Below are 21,048 nucleotides of genomic sequence, written 5' to 3' on the forward strand. Positions count from 1 at the left end.
TCTGAGCGAACCCTGTATCAGAAGCTGTAATGCGGCGTCTCTTCTGGCAGCACTGAAAGTTCGAGCGGGCGGACTGCGCCCATCCACATGGCGCGATCCCGGTGATCGACAAGGTCGTTGCCGGTAATCGGGTGAATGAATACCACCAGACCCTTACGATTAAGGGCAAGCCAGGGAATGAGCTGACCGAACAACTCGGGTTTGAATGCCAGCTGACAGCTCCAGTCGGGATGCGGCCCTACAGGTTTTTGATGAATGCGGCCCATCTTTAAGGGGAACAGGGACGCGGCCTGCTCGCAGAGTTGCCGGGCCAATTCCAGTGTCTCTGCATTGAAGTAGACGTGGGCATGAAAGCCGATGATGCGCGGCGTGTCAGTTGGGCTTTCTGCTGCTGTTGTCACGAAAGCAAAGCTCCTCAAATACAGGTTAGTCGGGCGGTGTTAATACGTTTTTAAGGCCTGCGGCGTGGCGCATCGTTAGTATAGAGTCGCACGCAGCTTTAATTGTGCCTGCAAATATCGGGTGTTTGCTTGCAAGCCTGAGCATCCATTTCACGCAAATCAAGTGTCGGTATAGGAGGCGTGAGTAACGTGCAGCATTCACAGGTTGAAAAAAGCCGAACAGTAGCAGGGCTGGTTCTCGCCGCTGGTTTTTCGCGCCGTTATGGCGCTGATAAACGCATTGCTGAATTGAACGATGGCCAAAAGCTACTGTCAGCAAGTTTGCGCCTGCCGTGTTCACTGCTGCAGGACGTATGGGTGGTTGTGCGTCCGGACGATGATCTTGAGCCGTTGCAAATACCTCAGTCCAGTCACGTTGTGCGCAGCGAAAGAACTCATGACGGGATGGGGCACAGCATTGCCAGCGCGATGCGCGCAGTTGAAGAGCAGTCGAGCGCGGCTGCTGTGGCTATTTTTCTTGGCGATATGCCGTGGATTAATCCAGAGACGTTGCGCGCGCTGATTGAGCGGGCAGCTGCAGATCAGATAGTGGTACCGACCTACCGAGGTCAGCCCGGCCACCCGGTTTTATTTGGCCGCCAATTCTGGGCAGAGATGCAGGGGCTAACGGGAGACACCGGCGCCAAAGCGGTAATCCAGGCGAATCCACAGGCGGTACAACGGGTTGAGGTGGATGATCACGGAATTCTTGCAGACATCGATTTGCCTCAGGGCTAACGCTCGCATCACGCCCGTCAATCTCCCGCCTGCAGCGGTTTTCACACGTCTTGAGCCCTCAAAACCGGGCTGTCAGTTGCCGCTCAGGCGGGATTACATGTAACAAAATGTTTGCGATTAATGCAAAAATCTATAACTTAACCCCTAAGTCAGCTTTGTTGAGTCGATAAGCTTGCCGGCCTGCTCGCAAATGCCCAGGCAAACTTCGAGGCTGAAAAGTACATACTCAAAACGGCGGAAAGATAACCGCCCAGAGGATAATCAATGTCCAACCGTGATATATCCCGACGCTCTTTTTTGCAGGGCGGGTTGGTGGCTGGCGTGAGCGTTACGCTTATGCCGCTAAGCAATCCGGCCCTTGCTGCCTTGAGAGAGAACAGTGTCACCGTGCCGCCCGAACAATGGCTCGGCAATAATGGCAAAGCCCGCGCGCGCAGTGATGCGATGTCAAAGGTCTGTGGCAGCAAAGTTTTCGCGCGCGACATTCGCGCCAAGGATATGCCCGGCTGGCCCGAACAGCAGGGTCATGCCATGTTGTTGAAAACCACTAAAGCCGACCACCTTTTTGCAGGCATCGACCTGACATTCCTCGGCGCTGAGTTGCAGCCTGACCGCACCGTTACCGCCGAAGACTTGAGCAAAGATGGCATCGTCTTTCCTGAAGACCATGCCCCCGATCCGCTGCTTCCCGTCGGCCAGGTGCCGATGTTTATTGGTCATCCGGTGGCGATTCTGATCTGGCATGACTTCGAGCGATTCCGCCAGGCCAAAGCCAAGCTCAAGTTCAATGACAAGGCTATTCGCTATGGCGAAAAAGCAGCGCTTTACACCACCGATCCTTACGGCAGCTTTCGCTATGTTCGCGTAGGTGGTAAGACGTCTGCTGATGAAGATGAGTTTGCCAGCCTCAAGGATTCGATTCTGTTTCCAATGCTGCGCAACCGGCGTCCGGTGTGGAACTCCCAACCTGATCTACACGGCAACCTGACTGAGCGTGGGCTGTTTTATGCCGAGCGCATGAAGCAGCAGATTGATAGCCCGCCGGATAACTGGTTGGTGTTCGATGAGCGCTACAAGACACCTTCGATTGAGCCAGCGGCCCTGGAGCCAGACAACGGCAATGGTTGGTACGACCCCGCCAGCAAAACCTTGCACTTTGTGGTGGCGACCCAATGCCCGCATGAGGCGGCTACCGAAACCGCGAAGATGATCGCGCCGTCGCGATTTGGTCTGGCGCAACTCAATGTTCATCCCGGTTACACCGTGGGTTATGGCTCTAAAGACCACAATATTTTCGTTTATTACGCGGCGCTCGCGGCATTGTACGGCAATGGTGTGCCGGTGCGGCTGGCGAATGACCGTTACGAGCAGTTCCAAAGCGGAATCAAGCGTCATCCGTTCGATATCCATTACCAACTGGCCGTGGACAAGAACGATCACAGTTTCAAGATTTTCCTTTCCGAGATGACCGTCGATGGCGGCGGGCGGGCCAATTACAGCTCGTCGGTGGCGGCGGTTGGCGCCACGGCTGCGCAGTCGATTTATTACATGCCGCAGAACGATTTGCAGGTCACAGCCTTCCATTCGCGCGGCGTTGAGGCCGGCTCGATGCGTGGCTACGGCACGCTGCAGAGCATGGCCGCGACTGAAATGATGGTCGATGAAATTGCCGGGCGGCTGAATATTGATGCCATCAAGTTGCGCCAGAAAAATGCCATGGTTTCCGGCATGAAGAATACCCAGGGCGCGGTGCCGGCCGGGGCGTTGCGCTTGCATGAAATTCTCGACAAGGCGGCAGTCCATCCGCTCTGGAAAAACCGTGATGTGATCAAGCAAGAACGTGAGGCCGCCGATCCGGACAACTGGTACGGCGTCGGCTTTGCAATCTGCCAGAAGGATTTCGGCACCGGTGCCGAAGCACCCATGGCGAGTATCGAGTTCACCGCAGACGGCAGCGTCAGCCTGCGTCATATCGGCATCGAAATTGGTACGGGCATGGCCACTTCGCAAGCGCTGGTCGTGGCGGATTTCCTTGGTGTTCCGGCGGCGCATGTGAAAACTGGTGAAACCGAATGGGGCGAGCTGCAGCTCACCTCCGGCGGTAATCCCTACACCATGAGCCAAGCTGAGCAGAATGAGTTTTTGCGTAACCCGCGTTGGGTCGGCAAGCTGGCTTCTGCATCCTCGGCGACCAACTCCGCGTATTACTTTAGCCACGCCACCCGCGAAGCCGCGCGGGTCCTGTTCAATCACGGCCTTTGGCCTGCGGCGTTGCAGATCTGGCGGCAAGGTCCTTATGGCGGTCAGGCCAATCCTTACGTGGTGCGCCGCGAAGATGCGCATTGGGTCGACGGCAAGCTGACGGCTAACGGCATGCAGCCGTTGAGCTTTGAGATGCTGGCCAAGCATGCCCACGAGCAAGGTTTGGTGACGGGCGCCACCGTGCATGGTTTCAACCGTTGGAGCTGGGCCGAGGCTGAGTTCAGCATCGACGGCGTGCGCGAACGCTTGCCGCTCGACAGCCTGGCAGTGAAATACGGCGATGGCGCTGTCAGCGTTAAAAAAGCCCAAATGAACAGCGCTGGCTTCCACTTGCTGGACCGGCAGAACGTGCATTACCCAGATGTTCAGCTAAACAACGCGGCGGTGACTTACTACAGCCCGGTCGCGACGCTGGTTGAGTTGAAGGTCAACAAAGGCTCTGCCGAGGTGCAGGTGCTCAATCATCACTCATGGGTTGAGTGCGGCCGGGTATTGGTGGAAGAGTTGGTCCGAGGCCAGCTTGAAGGCGGCATCGCCATGGGCATCGGCCATGCGTTGTTAGAGGAAATGCCTTTGTATGAAGGCGGGCCGGGTGAGGGCGACTGGAACTTCAACCGTTACCGCCTGCCGCTGGCCAAGCATGTGGCGGTGTGGAAGCAGACGGCCGACATTCTGCCGCCGTTGTCGGCGAGCGATCCGTCCAAGGGCATTGCGGAAGTGGTGATGATCCCGGTGGTCGGCGCAATCGGTAACGCTGTTGCCCATGCAATCGGCAAGCGCGTACGCGATTTGCCAATCTCGCCAGCTCGCATCAAGGAGGCCCTCAATGGCTAAGCATCCGCTGCAAATGACAATCAACGGCAAGCCCGTCGACGCGGTGGACATCCCTGATGACCTGCCGATGATTGATTACCTTCACGAATACAACAACCTTACCGGCTCGCGCCTCGGCTGTGGTCAGGGCATCTGCCATGCGTGCGTGGTGATCGTTGATAATCCGGACGGTACCAGCGAAGAAGTGCGCACCTGTATCACCGGCGCGCATTATTTTGCGGGTAAACAAATTCGCACGATTGAGGGCCACGCGAAGCGCGATGAACAAGGTGTGGTCACCGAGTTGAATCCCATCCAGCAACGTTTTGTTGATGAGTTTGCCTTCCAGTGCAGTTACTGCGCGCCGGGCTTTGTTAACGCGGCAACCGTGCTGGTCGAAAAACTTCAACGCCAACCCGTTGCCAAGAGTCAGTTGGAGCAGGTGATTGAAGACAGCCTGGGCCATCACATTTGCCGTTGCACCGGCTACGTGCGCTATTACAGCGCCACTCGCAATGTGTTGTCCGATCTCGGCCTGGTCAAGGAGGGTTAAGCATGAAGCATTTACTGACCCGCATCACCCTGGCGGTTGGCTTGGCTGCGCCGTTGTTGCAGGCGCAGGCGGATGATCAGGTCGAGCGCGGTGAGTACCTGACCCGGGCGGCTGACTGCATGGCGTGTCACACCGCACCGGGCGGCGCGCCATTCGCGGGTGGGCTGGCGATTGAGTCGCCATTCGGCATCATTTATGGCACCAACATCACCCAAAGCAAAGAACATGGAATCGGGCTGTATACCGATGATGAGTTCTTTGCCGCGCTCAGCGAAGGCAAGCGGCGTGACGGCGCCAATCTTTATCCGGCAATGCCGTACACCTCGTATCACCTGATGCCGCGTGAAGACTCCGACGCGATTCACGCCTACCTTAAAACTGTCGCGCCGATCGAGCGTGACGCTCCCGAAACCAGCCTGAGCTTTCCGTTTAATGTGCGCTTGGGGTTAACCGCCTGGAACCTGATGTACGCCGATGATTTACAGCTAAAGCCCGCCGAGGATAAAAGTGAGGCCTGGCAACGTGGGCAATACATGGTTGAGGTGATGGGGCATTGCGGCGAATGCCATACCCCGCGCAGTGCAACCGGCGCCATGGAAGTCGATAAGCACTTAAGCGGCGGCCTGCTCAATGGTTATCTGTCACCCAGCTTGCTGGCTGATGATCTGGCGAACCGTGGCTGGAATCATCAGGATTTGAGCACGTTCCTCAAGCACGGCATGAGCGCTCAGGGCACGATGTTCAATGAGATGTATCCGGTGTTCCACAACAGCACTCAGTTCCTTGACGATAAAGACCTGGCGGCAATGGCGACTTATCTGCTGGGCGACACACCGCCAGCGGCTAAAGTCGTCGAAACACGGGCTCTGGATGATTTGAATGACAGTGCCAAACGCGGCCATCAGCAATACCTCAATGTATGCGCCGGTTGTCACGCGCCTGAAGGTGAAGGCAAGCCGCACATCGCCGTCGCCATGCGCGGCAACACCACCGTGCGCTTGGATGATCCGCGCAACTTGCTGCGGGTGATTGAAGACGGTATTGATGAGCAGCAGTTCTCCGGGTTTGAGCGTATGCAGCCGATGCCGGGTTTCGCCGATAAGCTCGACCAGACGCAGCTGACGGACCTGCTCAATTACCTGCGCCAACGCTGGGGCGGGCAGACCGGCGAGTTGGCGGTCAGCGATGTGCAAAAGCTGCAAGCTGATAAGTCTGATACGCACAGCAAGGCTGACTGACGTGCAGCATCTGGACTTACAAGTTGTGCGCCGAGCGCTGGAATGGTCACAGGCCGGCCAGCCAATCTGGTTGTGCACGGTACTCGCCACATACGGTTCGGCGCCCCGTGCGCCGGGCTCGTTGTTGGTGGTAAACGCGCAAGGCCAATGGCTGGGCTCTTTGTCGGGCGGCTGCGTTGAAGAGGCATTTCTTGAGCAAGTGGCGCAGGGCGAGTTTGCGCGCGCAGTGACTGTCGTCCGTTATGGCGAAGGCGACGATGCACAGGCGCGGGTAAGCCTGCCGTGTGGCGGCGTGCTTGATGTGCTGGTCGAGCATATGCAGCCCGGTTGCGAGGTGCAGGCGCATTTGCAGCAGATGGTGTCTGCTTTGCGCGGGCAGCAGCGGCTCATTCGTGAGGTTGATCTGAGCAGTGGTGCGCGCAGCCTGTTTGCCGACCGCGAACAAGGTTTGCGCATTGAGCGTGAAATCGACCGGGTACGTGTGCGGGTGGGAGCGGCGCAACGCTTGCTATTGGCGGGTTACTCCAGTGTTTCTCAGGTGTGCGCCGAGTTTGCGGTAGGCCTTGGATTCGAGGTGATCTTGTGTGACCCACGTGAGGAAGTAATCGCGGACGTGGTGTTGGACAACGTAGAGATACGCCGGCAACTGCCTTCGCAGTTTATCGCCGAGGGAGGGTGTCATTGTGACACCGCCGTCGTGGCGTTAACCCATGACCCGCGCATCGACGATTTAGCGATGATCGAAGCCGTACGCACCGATGCATTTTATATCGGCGTGATGGGCTCACTGCAGACTTCGCAAAAGCGCCTTGAGCGATTGAGCCGAGTAGGCGGTTTGAACGATGCCGAGCTTGCCCGTATTCATGCGCCGATCGGATTGAATATCGGCAGCAGAACACCGGCTGAAATAGCCTTGGCGGTACTCGCCGATATTGTTCGGGTTCGCAGCGGCGTCAGCCGCGACCAACTGTAATTCACATTGCAATTGCCGCTGTCGCAAAGCGCTGGCCGGGTTGGCGCTTTTGAAGGCAATCGTTCGCAGCGCCCAGTTAATCGGCCGCTGCCACCTCAGTCGAGGGCGCTGGGCGCGAGGATGCCGCGTTTGACTAACTGGCCCAATACCTCCGCTGTTTTCTCCTTGAGCAGGTCGCGCAACAGGCGTGCGGCCGGCGTGATGGACTGACGGCTGGGGAAAATCAGCCACAACTCAGTGGGCGCGCATTGGTACTCATCCAGCACACTGACGACATTGCCGGCGAGCAAGTCGCGTGACATGTCCAAACTTGATTTGGCGGCGATGCCTTTCCCCGCGACGCACCAGCGCCTGACCAAGTCGGCGTCATTCGAGGCATGGCGCCCGCTCATCTTGACCTTGAAACTGCCAGCGCCCCGGGAAAAATTCCAGACGTTATGCAGGGTGTCCTGCAGTTGGTAAAACAGGCCTTGATGCGCCGCTAAATCATGCGGGTGCTCAGGTGTGCCGTGTTGCTCCAGATAGCTCGGCGCGGCGCAGACAACACGCGGCACATTACAGATCTTGAAGCCATAAACATTGGCGTCTTTAGGCGAGCCATAACGCAGGGCCAGGTCTATCGGATCGCGATAGAAATCCAGATTTCGATCACTGATATTCAGGCTGAGGCTGACGTTGGGGTGCGCCTGCATAAACTCATCCAGCCAGGGCACCACAATATTACGGCCCAGATCGGAAGGCAGGGCGATGCGCAGCTCGCCGTCGACCACATCCAGATCGCTCTTCAGGTTCTGCTTGGCGTGCTCAAGCATGAGCAACGCTTGTTCGCATTGCGGAATATAACGTTCCCCCGCGCTCGATAACCTCAGCTTGCGCGTCGTGCGAATAAACAACTCGGTGCCCAGCGCGGCCTCAACGCGTTTTATCGCGACACTGGCGGTGGCCGTGCTCATATCCAGGTGTGCAGCGGCCGCAGTGATGTTGCGAAACTCGGCGACTTTGAGGATGACGTGCAGGTCTTCAATGAGCATATAGTCAAAAATCTATTGATAATTAATCAATTATTACTCCGTATATCTCAGGTAAATCAAGGCCTATTCTAGATGCCATCAACTGAATGACTGGAGTCACCCATGAAAGCTATTGGTTACAGCAATTCACTGCCTATTACCGATTCTGCCTCACTGATCGATATTGAACTGCCACAACCTGTGGCCAGCGGCCGCGATCTGCTGGTGAAGATCAAGGCGATAGCGGTAAACCCGGTGGACACTAAAGTGCGCTTGCGAGCTGCACCCAAGGACGGCGAGTACAAAGTGTTGGGCTGGGATGCGGTCGGCGAAGTCGTGGCGGTCGGCGAAGCGGTCACGTTGTTCAAGCCGGGTGATGCGGTGTACTACGCAGGCGACCTGACGCGTCCGGGCAGCAATGCTGAATATCAATTGGTGGATGAACGCATCGTCGGCCATAAGCCCAAGCGTCTGAGTGACAGCGAAGCGGCGGCATTGCCGCTGACGACGATCACCGCGTGGGAGTTGTTGTTCGAACACCTGCAAATCAAACAAATATCTGACAATGCAGCCGCGCCGTCGGATGAGGTGATTCTGGTGGTCGGCGCAGCCGGCGGGGTCGGTTCAATCCTGCTGCAATTGGCACGCACCTTAACGGGCGCAACGATTATCGCCACAGCTTCTCGGGAGAGCTCGCAAGCCTGGGTTAAAAAGCTCGGTGCGCATCATGTGGTCGATCACACGCAGCCGCTGGCTCCGCAAGTTGAGGCGCTGGGTATAGGCCAGGTAACCCATGTTGCCAGCCTGAATGATTCGGCGGCGTACTTGGACAGCTACATCGAAATGCTCAAGCCTTTTGGCCGGATCGCTTTGATTGATGATCCCGAAGGTTTGGACGCAACCAAAATCAAGCCGAAAAGCCTGTCTCTGCACTTCGAGTTCATGTTCGCCCGCTCCATGCATAACGCCAACGATATGCACGAGCAGGGTCGGCTGCTTGATCGGGTGGCTGAGTTGATTGATCAAGAACGCATTGCCACCACGGTCGGCAAGCATTTAGGGCCAATCAATGCCGCGAACTTGCGCGCCGCCCATGCCGAACTGGAAGCGGGCCGCTCGATTGGCAAGATTGTATTGGAAGGTTTCTAGCGCCCCGACTGGGTCGCTGTATCACACGCGCTGTTTAACCGCAGCGCATCACTCAATGTTCAAAGGGATTTGAAAATGACTGTACTCACCCTTGTTGCCAACATCAAAGCCAACCCTGGCCATGCAGACCTGGTTAAAGCCGAACTGTTGAAGCTGATTGACAGTACCCGAGCGGAAGAGGGCTGCATCAATTACGACTTGCACGTGAATAATGAAAACCCCAACCACTTTGTTTTCCATGAAACGTGGGAAACGCGTGAGTTATGGCAAAACCACATGAATGCACCGCATATCGTTGCCTATGGGGCTGCGGTTGCGGGTGCAGTTGAGTCATGGACACTCGATGAGCTGACGCTCATCAGTTGAGCCAGAATGTGCTTGCAGGCAGTGTTTGTTTTGCAGTGAGTGCTCGTTTCAAATCAAGGCACGCTGCAAACAGGGAAGCTCATCTGGAAAGTCGTCGTACCGTTCGCTGAACTGCAGACGATTTCACCCTTGTGAGCCTCAACGATGGATTGAGTAATCGCCAAGCCCAAGCCGGCATTACTGGGGCCTCCTTCCCGTCGTGCGGGGTCTGCACGATAAAAGCGGTCAAACAGTTTACCCACGTATTCTGGGTTGATGGTTTCCCCCGGATTCTTCACCGAAAGGCTCACACAGTTGGCTACGGTTTCTATGGCTATCGCTATCGTGTTGCCGGGCGCTGTGTAGCGCAGCGCGTTCGATAACAGATTGGAAATCGCGCGATCCAGCATCAGTTGGTCGCCCAGTACGCGCCCTTCACCCGAGACGCTAAAGGTGATGCTCATTTCATCAGCCAACAAGCCATAATATTCAATGAGTTTACTGACCAATGAACTCAGCTCGATCGGCTCCTGCTTGGGGGTGATCAAGCCGTTGTCGGACTTGGCCAGGAACAACATATCGTCAATCATCCGAGACATTTTGTTGAGGTCTTCCAAGTTCGAGTACAGGTTTTCCTGATACGACTCGATGTCCCGCTTTTGACTGAGCACGACCTCGGTATGGGTCACAAGGTTGCTGACCGGCGTTCTCAACTCATGGGCAATGTCGGCAGAAAAGTTCGACAACCGAGCAAAGGCATCATCGAGACGCGCGAGCATTTCATTGAACGAGATAACCAGTTCCTGCAACTCTCTGGGAACCGGCTCCAGGGGGATTCTGTCGTCTAGCGATCTGGCCGACATGGAACGGGCGACCTGCGTAACCTGCCGCAGCGGCTGCAGCCCGCTGCGGGCTACAACATAGCCGAGTGCTGCGCTGACCAACGCACTGATTACGAGGCCAAGACCGAACCAGCGCCGCAGTTGTTCGAAGAAATGTTCGTGGGTGGTAACATCAATTACGAGCAAAACGCTAGCCGCAACGGACTGGCTCTGCGTGGGTATTTCAATACGTATGCCTTTGTATTGTCTGCCGTCTTCAGTCCATTGCCATATCTCTCGCGGCGTTTGCTCCCGGTAGTCAGCGGGGAATTTGAATGCTGTTGGCTCAGAGAAAATCACCTTGCCCTTTGAGTCGAAGATAACGGCGGCAAGGTCTTCGTGAGCACCGAGCAGGGCATTTAACTGGGGGCGTGCGCTGTTGAAGCGCTGGCGATCTTGTGTGTTGTTTAGAATATGTTGAGTACTGGCAAGTTTGTCTTCCAGTGTTTGCCGGTCGAGCATATTGAAGTGGTGCTTGGCCAAAGCATGGAAACTCAAGCCTGCCACCACCAATACGAAGATCACGCCCAGCATGAACATCAAACTCATGCGCGTGGTTAGTGAAGGTTGCCTCATAGTGCGTCTGGCGCATCAAGCATGTAACCCATGCCGCGCGCTGTATGGATAAGTTTAGGCTCAAAATCGTCATCAATCTTGGCGCGTAAACGGCGAATGGCGACCTCGATTACGTTGGTGTCGCTGTCAAAATTCATGTCCCAAACCTGAGAGGCAATCAATGCTTTGGATAACACCTCTCCGCGGCGGCGCATCAACAGTTCAAGTAAGGCAAATTCTTTAGCGGTAAGGTCTATTCGGATGCCGTTGCGCAGGGCCCGACGCTTCATGAGGTCGACTTGTAAATCGGCGATTTTCAGGTGGGTAATGATCGGGGTTGCGTTGCCGCGGCGCAGCAGTGTTCTGACCCGGGCCAGCAACTCAGTGAACGCGAACGGTTTAATCAGGTAATCGTCAGCCCCTAGCTCTAAGCCTTTTACACGGTCTTCGACGCCATCGCGCGCGGTGAGAAATAACACCGGCGCGGCATTGCCCGCAGCCCGTAACTTACGCAACACTTCCCAGCCGCTCAATCCGGGCATCATCACATCGAGGATCAGCAGGTCAAAGGGCTCAGCCAGCGCAGATTGCAGCGCATCAGTGCCGGTCACGACACGGGTGACGTTAAACCCAGCCTCGCTAAGACCCTGTTGAAGGTACATACCGACTTTGGGTTCGTCTTCGGCGACAAGCAGCTTCATAGGGACTTCCAGTGATTGGGTTTACACAGTGTGCAAGCAAATCCACCGAGTCGCCAGAAGCTGACAGAAATGTAATGTCTGACGCTCAGGGTCTAAGCGATCAGCATCCAAATCGCCATAGCAACCATCATTAAGTTCTCAGTCAAGGAAATAAATCCCAGCGGCACGTTACTGTCGCCACCCACGCAAGCACATTTGAGCTCACGCTTTTCAACGTAGACCGCGTTGTAAACCGAATATGCGCCGATGCTGCCTATAACCAATGCCAAGGGCGCGGCGAACCAAATCAGCGACCCTGAGATCATCAAAACGCCGGCGATCAACTCGGCAAAAGGGTAGGCGTAAGCGTAACGAACCACTTTGCGCGCGAGTAGGTCGTAGCCCAGAAACATGTTGGAGAAGCTTTCGAGGTCGCGCAATTTCAGTGATGCCAGCATGCACATGCTGAAGGCGATAAACCATTCAACTGTTCGACCAGTCAACAGGCTGTCCAGGGTGGCCGAACTCGCAGCCATCGCCATCAGGATAGCGGTTGCAAATACTGCGATGACTGGTTGATAGGTCACTGCGTCCGGGTCTTTTACAGGTTTACCCAAGTGGCGCTTCAAGTCATCGAATCCACCGATACGCTCACCAGCTATAAATATCTGTGGGGTCGTTTCAACTGAGTGTTTCTGCATGAACTCGTCGGTTTCTTCGCGCGTGCGCAGCCAATTATCGTCAACGTCATAGCCCTCGCGCTTGAGCAGATCCAGCGCTTTTAAACCAAATGGGCAGATGTGCTTGGGCATGACCATTCGATAAATAGTCGCCTGTTTTTTATTGTCACTCATCGCTAACTCCTCACTTTTGCAAATGATGTATCTGATGCAATAGATGCTTGCGCGGGTGGGGCAAATTGCAGTGTCTGTGATGCCAAAATGCCAACCCCAATACAAAGTTCTGAGGGCCTGTATGGGTGCAAAGTTCAGTGAGTCGCTGCCCGGAGCCATCTCGGCTTGGTTATTTAAAGCGTTAAAGCCTTGGGCTTGTAAGCGGATGACTGAAGGGTTACGGAAACTTTTGGCGCTTCGCTAAAGCGCATTCAGGCTCATCAATTTCAGGCTTGACCTTGCCCTTATGGCAAGGTTGAAACTGTTGATGCGGCATTGATCGCCGCACAACAAGTGAGGTGCTAAATGGTTACTTTGCAGGTAGCGGGTATGGGTTGTAACAGCTGCGTCAACAAAATTACTCGCGCAGTTTTAGCGTTGGATCAACATGCCAAAGTCATCATCGAACGCGCGGCGGGTCGTGTTGAAGTCGAGAGCGATCTACAGCCAGAGAGCGTACGCGAGACCATTGAGCGTTTGGGATTCTCGGCAGAGTTAATCGCCTAGCAATAGCGTCCAACTCGTTCAGGCGTGCAGTGCCTGTTGCACTTTTATAGTGAGTTGATCGCCGGTTTTCTGAGTGTGGCTCGCGCCATAATCTCAAACCCCCAAGGCCGCTTCATATGGATAGGCCCTCAGCCATGTATGCACGCACTGCTGCACCAGTCGTGCACACACAAAACAACTCTCGGTTTTTAACGCTGCACGTTTTGGCCATGCCCATGATTAGCGCGCAGTGGTTTTTCTCATCGTTTGAAAGCGCATCTAAGCCCCTGAGCTCAACCTGTCAGAAGTGTAATTTTGAGCTCAGTTTTCTGACAGGGCGCAGGCGTTAAGGTGATTTCGAGCTAAGCGCTCGGATCAGGATCACCCATGTGCGTGATCATCAAACCTCAGAGGAAATTCAAATGAATGTATTCAAAGCAGTGTTATTCGGCGCAGTCGTCAGTGTCTCTTCACTGGCCATGGCTGAGGGCGGGGGCGATCGTAATTTTGCCAGGATGCAAGCGGCGAGTGATAACGCCCAGCAGGTTAATCAACTAGCTCAGCAGAAGTCGCATTCCGCAGAAGTCGCCACCCAGACTGACGCGGATCATGCGCATTCACACTGTTGAGTGGCAGCCAACCTGACACAAATGTAATCAAGTGCCGTTTTGAAATGTGGCAATTTAATCACAGCCGCTGCGTAACTCTTGCGTGTCAGTCGCAACGTTTCACCGTGTGATGAGTGACCTTAAACGCGACTGACAAGTTTTCATAATCGGCACTATTTGGCTTAACGGACTTATCAGCATGCAGTCTAAAACTTCAAGACGAACCTTTGTTAAAGGCCTGGCCTCTGCCGGTATTGTCGGTGGCCTTGGCTTATGGCGCACACCTGTCTGGGCGCTCAGCAGCCCTGGCCAGCCTACTGTATTGACCGGTACTCAGTTCGATTTGTCGATTGGTGAAACGCCGGTGAATATCACGGGCAAACCACGTCTGGCCAAGACCATCAACGGCACAATGCCGGGTCCGATTTTACGTTGGCGTGAAGGCGATACTGTTACTCTGCGAGTGCGAAACCGCCTCAAAGAAGACACCTCGATTCACTGGCACGGCATTATCCTGCCAGCCAATATGGACGGAGTGCCAGGGTTCAGCTTTGCCGGCATCGCCCCGGACGGCATGTACGAGTACAAATTCAAGCTCAATCAAAATGGCACCTATTGGTATCACAGCCACTCTGGCCTGCAAGAGCAGGTGGGTGTTTACGGGCCGCTGGTGATCGATGCCAAAGAGCCAGAGCCATTCACCTATGACCGCGACTATGTGGTGATGCTCAGTGACTGGACCGATGAAGATCCGCACACGGTTCTGAATAAGCTGAAAAAGCAATCCGACTATTACAACTACCATAAACGCACAGTCGGTGACTTCATTGATGACGTCAGCGACAAGGGCTGGTCGGCAACAGTTGCAGACCGAACCATGTGGGCTGAAATGAAAATGAGCCCTACCGACCTGGCCGACGTCAGCGCCTTCACTTACACCTACCTGATGAATGGTCATGCGCCTGACGGCAATTGGACGGGTCTGTTCAAGCCCGGTGAGAAAATTCGCCTGCGATTGATCAATGGCTCTGCAATGAGCTACTTCGATGTGCGTATTCCGGGTTTGAAGATGACCGTGGTTGCGGCTGATGGCCAGCATGTGAAGCCTGTGACTGTTGATGAGCTGCGCATTGCCGTCGCCGAAACCTATGACGTGATTGTCGAGGTGGCCGACCAGCAGGCGTACACCATTTTTGCCCAGTCCATGGACCGCACCGGCTATGCGCGTGGCACTTTGGCTCAGCGTGAAGGTTTGAGTGCACCTGTTCCTGAGACAGATCCACGGCCGTTGATTTCCATGCGTGACATGGGCATGGACCACAGCAGTATGCAGGGTGACATGTCTTCCATGGATCACAGTCAAATGGCTGGGATGGATCATTCTGCTATGAGCGCGATGGACCACTCAGCGATGTCGGGCATGGCCGCAACAATGCAGACACACCCCGAATCGGAGAAGGACAATCCGCTGGTGGACATGCAAACCATGATGCCGACGCATAAGTTTGATGATCCAGGCATTGGCTTGCGTGATAACGGCCGGCGCGTTCTGACTTATGCCGATCTGCAAAGCACATTTGCAGACCCTGATGGCCGGGCGCCGAGTCGCACCATCGAGATCCATCTGACCGGGCACATGGAAAAGTTCTCCTGGTCCTTCGATGGCATTCCCTATACGGATGCCGAGCCGGTGCGCCTGCAGTACGGCGAGCGGTTACGCATCACGTTGGTCAACGACACCATGATGACGCACCCGATTCACCTGCATGGTATGTGGAGTGATCTCGAAGATGAAAATGGCAATTTCAAGGTTCGTAAACACACGATTGATATGCCGCCAGGCACCAAGCGCAGTTACCGGGTTACAGCGGATGCATTGGGACGCTGGGCCTATCACTGCCACCTGTTGATGCATATGGACACTGGCATGTTTCGCGAAGTACGTGTGGACGAGCAGAGGACTTAACAATGAGCCTATTTATGCAACGTAAAGCCCTGATAAGCGCAGCTCTCTGTCTTGCGATGAGCGCGAGCTTTGCAGCGCCTTTGGCCCTTGCCGATGAATCGGGACACATCGGCCAATCCAATCCCAAGCCCACAGCCGAGGGATCGGGTTCGATCAACTCCAATGAGCCGCATGGCATGGGTACGAACGCTCAGCCGATGGACCACGGCGCCATGGACCCGGACATGATGAATCATGGCTCTATGGATCACAGCTCAATGGGCAATGGTTCCATGGGTAAAGGCATGATGAATCACGGCGAGATGGATCACAGTTCTATGGGCCAAGGCATGATGAATGGCCACTCAACTGCTAATGGCAATGAGGCGGACCCTAAACATGCTCACTAAATGCGCCTCCGTCACTGCAGTTTCGCTTCTGGTAACGATGAGTGGGTTGCATGCCACTCAAGCCGTCGGCGCTGAAACGATGGATCACTCAACGATGGATCATGCCGCAATGGGCCATGAGTCGATGCCAGGCATGGATCATAGCAAGATGTCATCTATGGCCAATCAGCCAGCAATGGGTGGTATGGATCACAGTAAAATGAACCACGCCCAAATTGATTCGCCATCGGCAACCAGCAGAACGCCCATACCGACGTTAACTGACGCGGACCGAAAAGCTGCGTTTCCCGACATCCCCGACAAATCCATGCATGCCGGTGGCATCAACAGCTTTTTCTTGCTCGATCAGCTCGAGTATCAGGATGCGGATGAAGGCAGTGCGCTGAAGTGGGATGCCAGTGGCTGGATTGGGGGTGATGTTAATCGTCTTTGGCTTCGTTCAGAGGGCGAGCGTACTGATGGTGTGACTGAAGAAGCAGAGGTTCAGGCCCTTTACGGTCACGCGATTGGCCCGTGGTGGGATGTTGTTGCCGGTGTACGCCAAGATTTCAAACCCGGCTCACCGCAAACCTGGGGCGCACTGGGTATCCAGGGCATGGCGCTTTATGCCTTTGAAGTTGAAGCCACCGCGTTTATTGGCGAGGGCGGGCAGTCAGCGGCAAGGCTTGAGGGCGATTACGACATTCTGTTAACCAATCGTTTGATTCTTCAGCCCACTGCGGAAATCAATTTCTACGGCAAAAATGATCCTGAGCGCGGCGTTGGCTCCGGGCTCTCCAATACCGAAATCGGGCTGCGCCTGCGTTACGAGATCGTGCGCCAGTTTGCGCCCTACATCGGTGTTTCCTGGAATCGTACCTACGGCGACACGTCTGACTATGTCCGCGATGAAGGCGGGGATGTAGATGAGGCCCGGTTTGTTGCGGGTGTGCGGGTGTGGTTCTAAGGAATAATGATGAAAAGAACAATAAAGACACTCGCTCTCGCCGGGGTTTTTAGCGGTGTCGCGGTTGCTGCCGTGGCATATTTTGGCGTGATCAATGTAGGCGCCGATGATCCACACGTCAAAGTGGTTCATTCATTTTTAGGTATGGTGCGTGAACGTTCAGTGGCGGTTCGTTCTAACGATATCGAAGTCCCTGACTTAAACGACCAGGCCATGATTCAAGCCGGTGCAGGCAACTACAACTCCATGTGCGTTGGCTGCCATTTGGCGCCCGGTGTAGCGGAAACTGAGCTTAGTCAGGCGTTGTACCCGGCGCCGCCGAATCTGGCCAAAAAGGGAATCGGCGAAAACCCTGCTGCGGCCTTCTGGGTAATTAAACACGGCATCAAAGCCTCTGGGATGCCTGCTTGGGGCAAGAGCATGCAGGACCCCTATATTTGGGGCATGGTCGCGTTCATAAAGCAGCTTCCGCAGTTGGATAAAACCGAGTATCAACGCTTGGTTGCATCGAGCAGTGGCCACCAACATGGCGGCGGCGAGACTCAAATGCATGATCACGAGGGCCAGCACGGGGCAGACAGGAATCCAGCTCAACATGCGCCGCACGCAGCTCAATCTCCAGGCGAAGTGCATCACGCGGTGGATTCAAATGGCCAAATCAATACCCCGGAGCCGGCCTCGAATTCACACACACATGCCGACGACAAGGTACATAAGCATGAAGATTAATCGCAACGCTTCTCGCGCATTGCTACTGGCTGCGATGCTGGTTTCCTCCATCGCTCATGCCAGTGACGCGTTAACCATCGATGTTCACCGTGATGCCAATTGCGGGTGCTGTAAAAAATGGATATCGCACCTTGAATCGAATGGATTTACCGTGATTGATCATGTCGAACCTGACATGAGCGCAGTCAAACAAAAACTGGGTGTGCCACCGCGCTTATCGGCCTGCCACACGGGCGTTATAAACGGCAAATTCGTCGAAGGTCATGTGCCCGCCGAGCAGGTGCTAAAACTCGCTGACCGTGAGGATCTGGTCGGCATAGCCGTGCCGGGCATGCCCGCAGGCTCACCGGGAATGGAGATGGGCGGCAAGCAACAAGCGTATGAGGTTATAGGCCTGACACCAACTGGAACCGAACAAGTGATTGGCCACTATCCTCAACGCTGAGCAATCGCGCTGCATCAGAAAGGTGAGCTGGCAGCGGACGCTGAGTGCAGCTTGTCGCCATCATGAGTGCAACGCTATCGCCTGTGCGCAAAAAGGGTCATAGGCATGATCCTTTTTGCGTCGCGCGGCATGCTTCTTCACATTTGTACGTTTATTACGCCATTCTGGTGTCGGCTTGCAGCGCCGCGAGCGAGCTGTTGGCATTCGCAATATTTGCCAACTCGCGCTCCTCGGCGCTTGCATAGTCGCGGTCCCAGGCCAGTAATTTTGGCGCCATCAGCTTGTGCCACAGCGGTGGGCACATGGCGATGACAATGGTGGTCAGGTAGCCACCGAGCATCATCGGCGCATCCGGAAATGGCCGCAGATCCTGATACGGGGTAATGGCTTTGGCGTGATGGTGCGAGTGGCGGGTCAGGTTGAACAAGGTCCATGAACTGAGCCGTTTATTGGTGTTCCATGAGTGATGCGGCTGCACCTGCGTGGCGGGGTTACGGACGATGCCGTAATGCTCCATGTAGTTAACAATCTCCAGCAGCGCTTTACCCCACAAAGCGCAGGCGATGAAGAACAACATGCCCGCAATGCCGCCGATGGCAAAAGCCAGAATCACCAGCAACACGCTCATCAGGTGCCCGCGGATAACCCGGTTGTGCCAGCTGAATACAGGCTTTCCCTTTCGAGCGAGTTGCTTCTTCTCAATTTCCCAGGCGCTGAGGTTGCCATCAATCGTTGATTTAACGATGTGCGTGTACACGTTGCGCCCGCGCGGGGCAGTGGCCGGGTCTTTCGGCGTGGCCACGTAACGGTGATGACCGTAGACATGCTCGATTGAAAACACCGTGTCGAAACTGAAAGCCAATAGGCAGCGCCCGATAAACAGAGAGATCGGGTCCCATGTCCGGTGAATCAGCTCATGGGCGGTTATGGTGCCGAGCATGCCAATCATCAGGCCAGTGAGTATCCAGGCGGAAAAGTGATGGCCAATGGACGTGCTTTCGCGGGCTGCCAACAGGTCAACTCCGCTGAGCTGGCTGAGGGCGGCGCCGAAGCCTGCAAAGTCAGTCGTGCTGACGCTCCACACCGCAGCAAACACCAACAGCACCAATAACGGTAATGCCAGCCATAAATGGGTGGTGAGTATCCACGGATGGTTGAGCGTTGGTGTGCTGGTGTCGTCACCGCCCACGGCGTCGCCAATCAGATAAACGCTGACAATCGTGATCAACGCCAGCGTTATCCAGGCGCCGCCCGCGAGGATGGCGGCAATGGCGAATAAACCAACGAGGTGGAACAGGAAAAACTTGAGGTAGTGCAGAGCGTTCATGGTCGTCTCTTTATCATTATGGGCACGGATTGTTTATGGGCGTTTGTAGCGTTCGCGCACGAGCGCGAGAGGCAGGCCCATGGTCGATAGGCTAGGCCGTGTGCGTGATTGGCGTGAGGTTAAGGATTGACATTCATAGGGTCATTAATTGACATTGTGGCTTCGTGCCAGCCAGTGAAATGCTATGTCCGACTTCATGCTTCCTGCGCTTTACCTGCGTCAGATCGGCGAAATACTCGACGCGAAGGGCAAGTCCTCAGATGTCTGGCTGCAGCGCTGTGGCGTCGACGCGCAGCAGCTTGATGCGGCTGATTTTCACCCGAGTTATGAGTTGTTCTGCCGGTTGGTTGAAGAGGCCCTGCAGGTGTCTGCAGAACCAGCCTTGGGCTTGCTGCTCGGCGAGCGTCTGCTGGTTAACAGTCATGGCATCCTCGGTTTCGCCGCACTGCAAAGTGCCACGTTGCGCCAGGCCATTGAGTTGCTTGAGCGCTATCTTGGGTTGCGCACCAGCCTTGTCCGGCTTGAGCACGTAAACGATGCAGCGCTGCAGCAAGAGCAGATACAACTGGTTCCTTGTTACCCGTTGGGGTCGATTCAGACCAGTGTGTTTGAGGCGGTGATGCTGTCGATCAAAAACGTGCTCGATGCGGCGACTCAAGGCGCTGTCCGTGCAGGGCGAGTCAGCTTTACTTGCGCTGCACCGCGCTACGCGCCACTGGCTGCTGAAATATTCGGCTGCCCGGTGGCTTACGCTCAGCCTTGGGCCGGGTTTACCTTCAGCTCTGCTCAGTTGGATCAGCCCTTGCGCATGGCCGACCCCGAAGCGCTCAAGCAAGCAGAGCTGATTTGTCAGCGTGAGTTGCGTAAGCATCGAGAAACTGCGGCAGTGAGTTCACGTGTCCGGCGGCTCTTGCTCGAACGGCAGCAGAACTTTCCCAGCCTCAATGCCATCGCCCGATTGCTCTTGCTCACCCCGCGCACATTACATCGGCATTTACGCGAGGAAGGCACCTCGTACAAGCAAATCCTTCAGGAAGTACGCCACACACTGGCTCTGGAACAACTCAAGGCGGGGCGCCTTAGCGTTGAACAGATTGCCTATTCCCTTGGCTATAACGACGTCGCCAATTTCAGACGCGCCTTCAAACGATGGGAAGGCGTGCCGCCGTCGTGTTTTAAAGGTGATGTTTGAACTGGTAGATGCGTGCTGGGCAAGTGCACGGGCTTGATTCTGCGTGGCAGTGGCCACATATCGACTGCCGGCTAGCTAGATAAGAAACTCGCTAACTTATGCTGGCCCCATTTCCAGAGGGTGACGCATCCGGTAGTAGCACAGGAAGTAGCTTATCCGGTACCAGTAGTTTTTCTCGGTGCGAATGCTGTAGTGATTCACCCTAATAGCCTTAGGAAACTGTTCTCGCAGGCCTAGCTTGTCTGGTGTGGTACCCATATCCCACCCATGCAGTGTATTTGTACAGGTTTATTGTTTGGGCACGAAGAGGAGGTCCAGCGAATACAGGTCGCATGCAACAGTAAGAAGATAACTAATCGTTTTATATGAAGAGTTTACGTATTTAATCGACTGAGCAGGTGATGTTATGAAGAAGTCACTAATATGCAAT

At 55.2% G+C, this 21,048-nt stretch carries 22 protein-coding genes; 15 read left to right on the plus strand and 7 right to left on the minus strand.

All coding sequences use genetic code 11. From position 1 onward, the window contains the following. Positions 1 to 17 precede the first annotated feature (17 nt). Entirely contained in the window at positions 18 to 401 is a 384-nt protein-coding gene (locus FEZ62_RS04860; protein ID WP_172926986.1) for a DOPA 4,5-dioxygenase family protein, read from the minus strand. 189 nt (positions 402 to 590) lie between these two features. Here FEZ62_RS04860 and FEZ62_RS04865 point away from each other — a divergent pair, with 189 nt between their 5' ends. The 5 genes from FEZ62_RS04865 (at position 591) to FEZ62_RS04885 (ending at position 7,017) form a co-directional block, all read left to right on the plus strand. After that, positions 591 to 1,178, plus strand: a complete 588-nt coding sequence (locus tag FEZ62_RS04865; protein WP_172926987.1) for an NTP transferase domain-containing protein — start codon at positions 591 to 593, stop codon at positions 1,176 to 1,178. A 264-nt stretch (positions 1,179 to 1,442) separates the two neighbouring features. Continuing rightward, complete coding sequence (locus FEZ62_RS04870) at positions 1,443 to 4,274, plus strand: xanthine dehydrogenase family protein molybdopterin-binding subunit (RefSeq protein WP_172926989.1); 2,832 nt, start codon at positions 1,443 to 1,445, stop codon at positions 4,272 to 4,274. Continuing rightward, complete coding sequence (locus FEZ62_RS04875) at positions 4,267 to 4,806, plus strand: (2Fe-2S)-binding protein (protein WP_069902190.1); 540 nt, start codon at positions 4,267 to 4,269, stop codon at positions 4,804 to 4,806. Before FEZ62_RS04870 ends, FEZ62_RS04875 begins: the two co-directional genes overlap by 8 nt. 2 nt (positions 4,807 to 4,808) lie before the next feature. Next, positions 4,809 to 6,044, plus strand: a complete 1,236-nt coding sequence (locus FEZ62_RS04880) for a cytochrome c (RefSeq protein WP_172926991.1) — start codon at positions 4,809 to 4,811, stop codon at positions 6,042 to 6,044. Between the two features lies 1 nt (position 6,045). Next, positions 6,046 to 7,017 (plus strand): XdhC family protein, encoded by a 972-nt coding sequence (locus FEZ62_RS04885; protein ID WP_172926992.1) that lies wholly within the window; start codon positions 6,046 to 6,048, stop codon positions 7,015 to 7,017. A gap of 95 nt (positions 7,018 to 7,112) precedes the next feature. On the opposite strand, the gene FEZ62_RS04890 is transcribed toward FEZ62_RS04885, so the two are convergent. Next, complete coding sequence (locus FEZ62_RS04890; RefSeq protein ID WP_172926993.1) at positions 7,113 to 8,048, minus strand: LysR family transcriptional regulator; 936 nt, start codon at positions 8,046 to 8,048, stop codon at positions 7,113 to 7,115. 102 nt (positions 8,049 to 8,150) lie between these two features. Between FEZ62_RS04890 and FEZ62_RS04895 the strand changes: the two genes are divergently transcribed. After that, complete coding sequence (locus FEZ62_RS04895; protein ID WP_172926994.1) at positions 8,151 to 9,176, plus strand: zinc-binding alcohol dehydrogenase family protein; 1,026 nt, start codon at positions 8,151 to 8,153, stop codon at positions 9,174 to 9,176. Positions 9,177 to 9,251: 75 nt separating this feature from the next. After that, positions 9,252 to 9,542, plus strand: coding sequence for a putative quinol monooxygenase (locus FEZ62_RS04900; RefSeq protein ID WP_172926995.1), 291 nt, complete (start codon positions 9,252 to 9,254; stop codon positions 9,540 to 9,542). A 53-nt stretch (positions 9,543 to 9,595) separates the two neighbouring features. Here FEZ62_RS04900 and FEZ62_RS04905 read toward each other — a convergent pair whose 3' ends face one another. The 3 genes from FEZ62_RS04905 to FEZ62_RS04915 all read right to left on the minus strand — a co-directional run bounded on the left by FEZ62_RS04905 (position 9,596) and on the right by FEZ62_RS04915 (position 12,491). Continuing rightward, positions 9,596 to 10,978 carry a heavy metal sensor histidine kinase gene (locus FEZ62_RS04905; protein WP_172926996.1) on the minus strand — a complete coding sequence of 461 codons (1,383 nt, stop codon included), beginning with the start codon at positions 10,976 to 10,978 and terminating at the stop codon, positions 9,596 to 9,598. Beyond that, positions 10,975 to 11,658: a heavy metal response regulator transcription factor gene (locus FEZ62_RS04910; protein WP_172926998.1), complete on the minus strand. Its 684-nt coding sequence runs from the start codon at positions 11,656 to 11,658 to the stop codon at positions 10,975 to 10,977. The genes FEZ62_RS04905 and FEZ62_RS04910 overlap by 4 nt, the downstream gene beginning before the upstream one ends. Before the next feature lie 92 nt (positions 11,659 to 11,750). Next, positions 11,751 to 12,491, minus strand: coding sequence for a MauE/DoxX family redox-associated membrane protein (locus FEZ62_RS04915; protein WP_172927000.1), 741 nt, complete (start codon positions 12,489 to 12,491; stop codon positions 11,751 to 11,753). 345 nt (positions 12,492 to 12,836) lie between these two features. Between FEZ62_RS04915 and FEZ62_RS04920 the strand changes: the two genes are divergently transcribed. The 7 genes from FEZ62_RS04920 (at position 12,837) to FEZ62_RS04950 (ending at position 18,099) form a co-directional block, all read left to right on the plus strand. Then, positions 12,837 to 13,037, plus strand: a complete 201-nt coding sequence (locus FEZ62_RS04920; protein WP_172927001.1) for a heavy metal-associated domain-containing protein — start codon at positions 12,837 to 12,839, stop codon at positions 13,035 to 13,037. Positions 13,038 to 13,405: 368 nt separating this feature from the next. Continuing rightward, complete coding sequence (locus FEZ62_RS04925; protein ID WP_345940428.1) at positions 13,406 to 13,645, plus strand: co-regulatory protein PtrA N-terminal domain-containing protein; 240 nt, start codon at positions 13,406 to 13,408, stop codon at positions 13,643 to 13,645. Positions 13,646 to 13,823: 178 nt separating this feature from the next. After that, positions 13,824 to 15,590, plus strand: coding sequence for a copper resistance system multicopper oxidase (locus FEZ62_RS04930; protein WP_172927002.1), 1,767 nt, complete (start codon positions 13,824 to 13,826; stop codon positions 15,588 to 15,590). 14 nt (positions 15,591 to 15,604) lie between these two features. Further along, a complete protein-coding gene (locus FEZ62_RS04935; RefSeq protein WP_172927003.1) occupies positions 15,605 to 15,979 on the plus strand; it encodes a hypothetical protein in 375 nt (124 codons plus the stop codon). Continuing rightward, positions 15,969 to 16,925: a copper resistance protein B gene (locus FEZ62_RS04940; protein ID WP_172927087.1), complete on the plus strand. Its 957-nt coding sequence runs from the start codon at positions 15,969 to 15,971 to the stop codon at positions 16,923 to 16,925. The genes FEZ62_RS04935 and FEZ62_RS04940 overlap by 11 nt, the downstream gene beginning before the upstream one ends. Before the next feature lie 9 nt (positions 16,926 to 16,934). After that, the gene (locus tag FEZ62_RS04945) at positions 16,935 to 17,654 is read left to right on the plus strand and encodes a cytochrome c (protein WP_172927004.1); all 720 of its coding nucleotides are present in this window, start codon (positions 16,935 to 16,937) and stop codon (positions 17,652 to 17,654) included. Further along, positions 17,644 to 18,099, plus strand: coding sequence for a DUF411 domain-containing protein (locus tag FEZ62_RS04950; RefSeq protein WP_172927005.1), 456 nt, complete (start codon positions 17,644 to 17,646; stop codon positions 18,097 to 18,099). Before FEZ62_RS04945 ends, FEZ62_RS04950 begins: the two co-directional genes overlap by 11 nt. Positions 18,100 to 18,253: 154 nt before the next feature. On the opposite strand, the gene FEZ62_RS04955 is transcribed toward FEZ62_RS04950, so the two are convergent. Further along, a complete protein-coding gene (locus tag FEZ62_RS04955; RefSeq protein WP_172927006.1) occupies positions 18,254 to 19,426 on the minus strand; it encodes an alkane 1-monooxygenase in 1,173 nt (390 codons plus the stop codon). 184 nt (positions 19,427 to 19,610) lie between these two features. On the opposite strand from FEZ62_RS04955, the gene FEZ62_RS04960 reads away from it, so the two are divergent. Next, positions 19,611 to 20,618 (plus strand): AraC family transcriptional regulator, encoded by a 1,008-nt coding sequence (locus FEZ62_RS04960; RefSeq protein WP_172927007.1) that lies wholly within the window; start codon positions 19,611 to 19,613, stop codon positions 20,616 to 20,618. 96 nt (positions 20,619 to 20,714) lie between these two features. Here the strand turns inward: FEZ62_RS04960 and FEZ62_RS20705 are convergent, their stop codons facing one another. Then, positions 20,715 to 20,876: a phage integrase N-terminal SAM-like domain-containing protein gene (locus FEZ62_RS20705; protein ID WP_242454881.1), complete on the minus strand. Its 162-nt coding sequence runs from the start codon at positions 20,874 to 20,876 to the stop codon at positions 20,715 to 20,717. Positions 20,877 to 21,048 lie beyond the last annotated feature (172 nt).

It is taken from the genome of Pseudomonas sp. MS19 (genome assembly GCF_013277615.1).
GTDB classification, from domain to species: Bacteria; Pseudomonadota; Gammaproteobacteria; order Pseudomonadales; family Pseudomonadaceae; genus Aquipseudomonas; species Aquipseudomonas marincola.

Bases quoted from the DNA above. Each gene is read 5' to 3' on its own strand.
- FEZ62_RS04870 (WP_172926989.1), top strand. From the start codon at position 1,443: ATGTCCAACCGTGATATATCCCGACGCTCTTTTTTGCAGGGCGGGTTG.
- FEZ62_RS04875 (WP_069902190.1), top strand. From the start codon at position 4,267: ATGGCTAAGCATCCGCTGCAAATGACAATCAACGGCAAGCCCGTCGAC.
- FEZ62_RS04880 (WP_172926991.1), top strand. From the start codon at position 4,809: ATGAAGCATTTACTGACCCGCATCACCCTGGCGGTTGGCTTGGCTGCG.
- FEZ62_RS04890 (WP_172926993.1), bottom strand. From the start codon at position 8,048: ATGCTCATTGAAGACCTGCACGTCATCCTCAAAGTCGCCGAGTTTCGC.
- FEZ62_RS04895 (WP_172926994.1), top strand. From the start codon at position 8,151: ATGAAAGCTATTGGTTACAGCAATTCACTGCCTATTACCGATTCTGCC.
- FEZ62_RS04900 (WP_172926995.1), top strand. From the start codon at position 9,252: ATGACTGTACTCACCCTTGTTGCCAACATCAAAGCCAACCCTGGCCAT.
- FEZ62_RS04905 (WP_172926996.1), bottom strand. From the start codon at position 10,978: ATGAGGCAACCTTCACTAACCACGCGCATGAGTTTGATGTTCATGCTG.
- FEZ62_RS04910 (WP_172926998.1), bottom strand. From the start codon at position 11,658: ATGAAGCTGCTTGTCGCCGAAGACGAACCCAAAGTCGGTATGTACCTT.
- FEZ62_RS04915 (WP_172927000.1), bottom strand. From the start codon at position 12,491: ATGAGTGACAATAAAAAACAGGCGACTATTTATCGAATGGTCATGCCC.
- FEZ62_RS04920 (WP_172927001.1), top strand. From the start codon at position 12,837: ATGGTTACTTTGCAGGTAGCGGGTATGGGTTGTAACAGCTGCGTCAAC.
- FEZ62_RS04930 (WP_172927002.1), top strand. From the start codon at position 13,824: ATGCAGTCTAAAACTTCAAGACGAACCTTTGTTAAAGGCCTGGCCTCT.
- FEZ62_RS04935 (WP_172927003.1), top strand. From the start codon at position 15,605: ATGCAACGTAAAGCCCTGATAAGCGCAGCTCTCTGTCTTGCGATGAGC.
- FEZ62_RS04940 (WP_172927087.1), top strand. From the start codon at position 15,969: ATGCTCACTAAATGCGCCTCCGTCACTGCAGTTTCGCTTCTGGTAACG.
- FEZ62_RS04945 (WP_172927004.1), top strand. From the start codon at position 16,935: ATGAAAAGAACAATAAAGACACTCGCTCTCGCCGGGGTTTTTAGCGGT.
- FEZ62_RS04950 (WP_172927005.1), top strand. From the start codon at position 17,644: ATGAAGATTAATCGCAACGCTTCTCGCGCATTGCTACTGGCTGCGATG.
- FEZ62_RS04955 (WP_172927006.1), bottom strand. From the start codon at position 19,426: ATGAACGCTCTGCACTACCTCAAGTTTTTCCTGTTCCACCTCGTTGGT.
- FEZ62_RS04960 (WP_172927007.1), top strand. From the start codon at position 19,611: ATGTCCGACTTCATGCTTCCTGCGCTTTACCTGCGTCAGATCGGCGAA.
- FEZ62_RS20705 (WP_242454881.1), bottom strand. From the start codon at position 20,876: ATGGGTACCACACCAGACAAGCTAGGCCTGCGAGAACAGTTTCCTAAG.